The organism is Streptomyces sp. NBC_00005, assembly GCF_045160215.1.
Lineage (GTDB): Bacteria > Actinomycetota > Actinomycetes > Streptomycetales > Streptomycetaceae > Streptomyces.
The window spans coordinates 11,021,270-11,027,269 of sequence record NZ_CP108316.1; the positions used below are offsets into that span (position 1 = coordinate 11,021,270).

The following is a 6,000-nucleotide window of genomic DNA, read 5'->3' on the forward strand; positions in this document are numbered from 1 at the left end:
GCAGTTGACGACGGAGACAACGCGCACCATGAGACTGGCACTGAACAAGGAGTGGGCCGTCGGCGCCCGCATTGGGGGCGGCGGCTTCGGCGCCGTCTTCGAGGCAGAGGACACCGCCGGTGAGAAGGCGGCGGTGAAGCTCGTGCCCAAGGCTCCGGGCACCGAGCGGGAGATGCTGTTTACCGACCTGGACGGCGTCCGCAATGTGGTGCCGGTCATCGACAGCGGCGAGCACGAAGACCAGTGGGTGCTGGTGATGCCCCGCGCCGAGAAGTCCCTCCGTGATCACCTTGAGGAGCACGGCCGGCTGCCCCTCGACGAGGCGGTCGCCGTCCTGATCGACGTCGCGGAAACTCTCGCTGACCTCAAGGATCGCGAGATCGTCCACCGGGATCTCAAGCCGGAGAACATCCTGCTCCTCGGGGGCCGCTGGTGTCTGGCCGACTTTGGGATCGCCCGCTACGCCGAAGCCACTACCGCGAACCACACCTTCAAATTCACGGGCACCTTCGCGTACATGGCCCCTGAGCGCTGGAACAACCAGCGCGCCACCAGCGCCAGCGACATCTACGCGCTGGGCGTGTTGGCGTACGAACTCCTGGAGGGCGCCCCGCCCTTCACGGGACCGTACGAGCACGACTACCAAGATCAGCACCTGCACGGAACCGTACCGCCCCTCACCACCGCTCCACCTCTCCTGGCGGCGCTGATCACCGAGTGCCTCTTCCGGGCCCCGCAGGGCCGCCCGGCGGCTGGCAACGTGCTCGCCCGGCTGGGGCAGATCCCCGCAGTTCCGCTCTCTGGTGGGCTGGCCGCGCTCGCACAGGCCAACCAGGCCGCGGTCGCGCGCCAAGCCGAAGCCGACCGCCTAGCTTCGGCGCACGCCACCGAGGCTGACCGCCGCAAGGCCCTGCTCGAGGCCGCCACGACCTCCCACTCCTTCATCGCCGACGCCCTCCTCACAGCCCTCACGAATGCCGCCCCCAGCGCGGAGGTCCGAAAGGGAAACCTGGGCGGCTGGACCGTCCGGATCAACGACGCCCAACTGACGCTGTCCGGACCGAAGGAGAACACCGAGGTCTGGAGCACCCCCTCGACGCCAGCACCCTTCGACGTCATCGCGTCCGCGACCCTCTCCCTGCAAGTCCCCGCCAACCACCACGGGTACGGGGGACGCAGCCACTCCCTCTGGTACGCCGACGCGAAGACAGAAGGCCAGTACCAGTGGTTCGAGACCGCCTTCATGAGCACCCCATTCCGCCCCGTCACGGGCACCACGGACCCCTACGCGCTCAACCCCCACCACGAATCACGAACCGCCATCAGCCCGACCATGGGTATGCATCAAGTGGCCTGGCCCTTCACCCCCCTCGCTCTCGGCGATCTGGACGAATTCATCGAACGGTGGGCCGCCTGGCTCGCCCAGGCGGCGAACGGCCGACTGGCCCACCCCAGCCACATGCCCGAACGCAACCCCCAGGGCTCCTGGAGGACATGACCAAGAGGTTGTGCCACAGTCGGCGCAGCCCCTCACATTCCGTGACGCCGCCGGACACACCACGGGGCCCGGTGTTGAGTCGTGCTGTTCAGCGACCGCGTCGCGTCCGAGTCCTGCGGTAGCCGACGGTTGCTGGAAGGTGACACCTATCTTGTACGGCAGCTGCGATCGCGACCGCAACGGCGGCTGGCTGGCCTTCACAGCCGACCCTCTGCGCACCGACCTGGGCTGGTCCGTGCGCTACTACCCGAGCACAGCATGACCGTCGTGCTCCTGGACGACCGTGACAGCAGTCCGGCCGACGCCGATAGCCCCGGCGAGGTCACACTCACCACCGCATGCCGAGGGCATCGAGGACCTCGCGCCGGTCCTCGCTCAGCTTGGCGTTCCTGCGCCGGGTGTTGTCGAGCCACGGCCCCCAGCTTCACGACCGTCTGGCCGCCCTCCCCGCCCACACCGTCGCTGACGGTCTCAACCTGCTTCCGAGCGGGCCGCAGGTGGCCTTCGCGGGTGTGGAACTGGCGGGCTGCGCCGAGGTTGGTTTCCCATCGGTCGGTCTGTGAGCGCACCACTGGCCGCACCGGCACACCTGCGTCCGGGTCGACGCCGACGCTCTCCAGCAGACACTGCTGTGCCGGCACCAGCCTCTCCCAGCCGGCGCGCTGCGCGGCGGTCCAGGCGCCTCCGAGATCCTTGCCCTGGACGATCAGTTCACCCACCCTGGCGGGCAGGATGCCGCTGGCGCGGATGCGGCCTTCTCGCGCGCTCGACGCCCACCTGCTGCCGGGACACCGCTGAGGGATCGCCTGCCAGTTTCAAGATCAAGTCTTGTGCGCGCGCCACCCTTGTTCGCCACGTTTTCGCTCCTGCTCGCCAGGGTGTCGGGATCGCCGATCAGGGGGCAATACTGGATCGTGTCCACGTAGACCTCCTGTTGATGCAGGAGCCGCATAGTCCGCGGTGCCCGGGCTCTGGTGGCCTCCAGAGCCCGGGCCGGATGAGCGGAGCGTCGAGGCGGGTCCGGCCGATCATCTGCCGGTCGGGCCCGCCTACGCGAGCCCCACCGTGGCCGTCCGGCTGTGTCTTCGCCTCAACGCCTCAGCGTGCGAACTGAGCCGCACATCCTGCGATCGCGGTGACCGCCGTGAGCGCAGCTACAATCACCTGCGCCCGGCTGGCCGGGTCCCGCCGCTGCATGCGGCGGTCACCCTTCTTCCGCTTTCGCATGCCCACCTCCTTACCGAAGAGCCCAGATCCTGGGCGTGCCCAGCCCGGTTGCTGGGACAGGCAGGTCCGGTACAAAGGTGAGCAGTCTCAGAGTGGCCTCATCACCCAGTGGCACACCATCAGGCGCACCCTGGCGAACCCTGGCGATTAGTCGCACGGCAACGACCCCAACAGCCGCGCACACACAGCGAGTCGGCCGTGCGGGCATGCGGCCGACGCACGCCTCAACGACGCTTACCCGCACCTACCATCGCATGCCCAACTCACCCAGAGCAGTACGTCGTACCGGGCTCAGCTTGGCGGCCCTGCGCCTCGTGTTATCGAGCCACGCCCCCAGCTTCACGACCGCCCGGCCGCCCTCCCCGCCCGCACCGTCGCCGTCGCTGACGGTCTCGACATGCTTACGCGGTACCTGCAAGTGGCCTTCGCGGGCGTGGAACTGCCGGGCGGCGGCGAGGTTGGTCTCCCACCGGTCGTCCTGCGACCGCACGACCGGCCGCACCGGCCCGCCCTCGTCCGGGTCGGCCCCGACCGTCGCCAGAAGGTACTGCTGTGCCGGGACCAGCCCGGGCCACGCGGTGCGCTGTGCTGCGATCCAGGCGCCGAGGTCCTCGCCCTGCACGATCACCTCGCTCAGCTTGGCCGGGAGGGCGCCGCCGGCCTTCACGTGGGCCAGGAGCAACCGGTATTGGCGCTGCCAGGAGATGTCCCACTCCGGCGCCCACCCGGGATCGATCTCCTCCAGCGCCTCCCTGCGCTCGGGGGAGAGCTCCCCGGCGTACGAGACGCCCGTTTCCCCGTTCGCGCGACGTACGGCGTTCTCACGGGCCTTCCTGGCTGCCTGACGAGCGTTCTTCAGGAAGACCCCCAGGGGGAACCCGTCGACAACGGCTGTGGCCGGCGGCAGGCAGTGGCCGTGGACGGCGGCGTAGGCGCGGGCGACGTCGAGGCCGGCCTCCCACGCGGACGCGTGCACGGACCACACCATGCCCAGCTTCTCCAGCTCCTTCACGCGCGAGGCCTCCAGCGTGCCCGCGGCGTAGTAGCGGCGCTGATCCGCCACCCACACACCCAGGGGATGCCCGCCCACACCCGACCAGTCCTCCGGCGTGACGTACGTGAACGGCACCCGCAGCTCCTTCGCACCGGTCTCGCGCAGCCACCGCGTGGCCGCCTCGATGCCGCGCCGCCAGTACGCCCCCTCGGGGTCGATGACGCGCAGCTGCACGAACTGCGCCAACACCGCCGGGTCGCGCTCCCCACTGAACCGCAGCACCCCGGCAGCCTGCTCCGACACCGGCACCTGGCCCTCGCTGTCGTCGTCCTGGCCGTCCTCGCCGTCGCCCTCCAGGGCCTCCGTGTCGTCCGCGTCGGGAGCCGGGCGGCTGTTGCGCAGCCGGGGGTCCGCGAGGGCTTCCACGACGTCAGCATCGTGAGATCGCAACGCGGACAAGATCTTACTGAGAATGCCGTACGCGTCAGAGGTGAGCATCTCGTTCGGATCTTCGTCGGGCCCGAGGAACACGGGAACGATCAGCGTGGCGAGTTTTCCGTGCAAAGGATTCAACCGAAGTGCACGCCCTACCATCTGCACAATATCTACCATGCTGCCGCGCGCATCCGAGAAAAGCACTGCGTCACATTCTGCGGTATCCACGCCTTCACCGAGAACCCGAACGGAACTCAATACACGCAGTTCTGCGCGCACATTTCGGCCGGAATACTCGGGCCCTCCCAGGAAGTCCGAGGCGAATTCATCGAGCACGTTCCGGCGGTGTCCCGGGGCGTGCTCGCCATACAGCCAGTCCGCCCACACCTGCTCCACCGGCGGATACCGGTCCGGATCACTCCCGGCCAACCGGGCAGCGGTCACGGGCACCGAGGCCGCCATGGCCTCCGCCTCCTGCACCCGACTGTGGAACGACAGCACGCGCCGAAACCGCTCCGACACCGCGGCCCGCATCAACCCCGCCTGCACCGCCGCCAGCCGCGCACCACGCACGGCATCGGACCCGGTGGCCTCGGTGGTCAACGCGGCATACAGGTCAGGGTCACGGATGTCGAGACACAGCACCTGATACGGCGCCACGATGCCCCGGCCGATCGCCTCCGACAACGTCAACTTGTACGCCACCGGCCCGAACACCGGACTGCCGTCTTCCATCGACGCCACCAGACGCGGGCGTTCACCCTCCGCCTCCCACACCCGCGCGGTGGCCGTCATGTATAGCCGGCGCTCCGCGGGGATCTTCGTCTGGTCGTGCACGGCTGCCCACGGCTTCATGCCGTCACCACTCGTGCGGTGGGCTTCATCTACGACCATCAGGCTCCAAACACCCAGCCCAGCGGCATGCGCACGCTGCAGGATGCCGAGACCGACCGAGGCATACGTAGCGAAGACGGTCACCGTCTCCAGCCCCGCCATCCACGACACGAGCCCGTCAGGATCGGTCGTGCACGGCAAACCCTGACTCTCCTCCGCCCGCAGCGAGCACACCCCGACCATCGCCCCGCCCCGGCCCGCCCTGCGCCAGGCGCCGGCCATCTGCGTCAGCAGATCCAACGTCGGCACCAAAACAAGCACACGACGGGCAGAAAGACGTTGGGCCGACTCTGCGCCGATGAGGGACTTACCGGAGCCAGTAGCGGCGATTACCTGCGTCCTCAATCCTTCCGGCGGCATGCGGCCACCGGGCGGTGTCCCAAGAATGCGAACCACGTTGTCGACTGCCTCAGCCTGATGCGGCCGCAATTCCATGTGAGTCACGAGACCTCGCTTTGTCGGATTTGGGGAGGCACTACGGAGTCAATCCAGAATGGATCCAGATGCCGAATTTGAAGCGGTCGCCATACCGGGTATTTGTGGTTCGATTCTGGTCGCACCGAGAAGGGGAGGTATTCTGTCATCATCCCAGAACCAAGCCGGACATGGAAGTGACGCACCAAGGCTGGTCACAAGTGACCGGAACTGATCGAATCAGCACCGCGTCCCCGCACCCACTCAAGACAGTAGGGCGCCAACTCGAAAGTGAAGCAGGCGAAGGGGACATGACGCTCCGTCACGCCCCACCCGAGCTGCCCCTTCTGCTGTTGCCGCTTTTCTGGCACGCCCGGAGGGCGTGCCAGGTCCCGTACCGGACTGCGGAGCAGGCCGGTACGGGACAGGTCCGGGCCGGAGGCCGGACCGCCGGATCACGGAGTGGTCCGGTAGGCGGAACGGAGTTCCGCCGTTATTCCGGCGAAGCCGGAATCCGCCGCGTAGCGGCGGCGCGTCG

3 protein-coding genes are annotated in these 6,000 nt (G+C 68.3%); 2 read left to right on the forward strand and 1 reads right to left on the reverse strand.

All coding sequences use genetic code 11. The annotated features are described in order from the left end of the window. The first annotated feature begins 28 nt into the window (after window positions 1-28). Both OG303_RS50445 and OG303_RS50450 read left to right on the forward strand, forming a co-directional pair. Window positions 29-1,498, forward strand: coding sequence for a protein kinase domain-containing protein (locus OG303_RS50445; RefSeq protein ID WP_405863431.1), 1,470 nt, complete (start codon window positions 29-31; stop codon window positions 1,496-1,498). Window positions 1,499-1,637: 139 nt separating this feature from the next. Next, window positions 1,638-1,760 (forward strand): hypothetical protein, encoded by a 123-nt coding sequence (locus tag OG303_RS50450; protein WP_405863429.1) that lies wholly within the window; start codon window positions 1,638-1,640, stop codon window positions 1,758-1,760. Window positions 1,761-2,969: 1,209 nt separating this feature from the next. Here OG303_RS50450 and OG303_RS50455 read toward each other — a convergent pair. Beyond that, the gene (locus OG303_RS50455; protein WP_405863427.1) at window positions 2,970-5,483 is read right to left on the reverse strand and encodes a Helicase associated domain protein; all 2,514 of its coding nucleotides are present in this window, start codon (window positions 5,481-5,483) and stop codon (window positions 2,970-2,972) included. Window positions 5,484-6,000: the final 517 nt, after the last annotated feature.